Origin of the sequence: Opacimonas viscosa (assembly GCF_024199005.1) — a bacterium.
GTDB classification, from domain to species: Bacteria; Pseudomonadota; Gammaproteobacteria; order Enterobacterales; family Alteromonadaceae; genus Opacimonas; species Opacimonas viscosa.
Genome location: NZ_JANATA010000416.1, coordinates 1 through 212 on the forward strand (window position 1 = coordinate 1; position 212 = coordinate 212).

1 protein-coding gene is annotated in these 212 nt (G+C 65.6%); it reads right to left on the reverse strand.

The annotated features are described in order from the left end of the window. Nucleotides 1-98, reverse strand: a 98-nt coding sequence (locus NLF92_RS14115) for a sugar phosphate nucleotidyltransferase (RefSeq protein ID WP_254102900.1), incomplete at its 3' end; no start/stop codon positions are given. Between the last annotated feature and the right edge of the window lie 114 nt (nt 99-212).

Here is a 212-nt window from a genome sequence, read left to right on the forward strand (position 1 = left end):
TGTTCGCCGAGCAGGCCGATCAGCTGTTTCGGAAAACGTTCGCGGGACATCGGCCACAGGCGCGTGCCGGACCCGCCGGCGAGAATCACCGGTTGCACGGCGACACGCGTGCCGACGGCGGGCGCGGTGGAAGAAGAATGGCGCGTTTCGGCAGCCACGGCCGGAGCATTCATGAGGACACTCTCCACGGTTGAAGTCAGTGCCTGTCGTTG